The following is a 222-nucleotide window of genomic DNA, read 5'->3' as shown; positions in this document are numbered from 1 at the left end:
CCCTGGTGTACCAGTTGTCTCGCCAGAGGCACAGCTGGGTAGCTATATTCGGAGCGGATAAGCGCTGAAAGCATCTAAGCGCGAAACCGACCTCAAGATGAGATTTCCCACAGCGTAAGCTGGTAAGACCCCTGAAAGATGATCAGGTTGATAGGCCAGGTGTGGAAGCGCGGTGACGTGTGGAGCTGACTGGTACTAATAGGTCGAGGGCTTGACCTAAAA

General features: G+C 53.2%; 1 rRNA gene. It reads left to right on the top strand.

The features are described from left to right. A 23S ribosomal RNA gene (locus UF75_RS26020) occupies positions 1-219 on the top strand; the annotation flags it as partial. Positions 220-222 lie beyond the last annotated feature (3 nt).

Origin of the sequence: Desulfosporosinus sp. I2 (genome assembly GCF_000960765.1) — a bacterium.
GTDB lineage: Bacteria > Bacillota > Desulfitobacteriia > Desulfitobacteriales > Desulfitobacteriaceae > Desulfosporosinus.
This window is presented reverse-complemented; position numbering and strand designations above follow the sequence as displayed.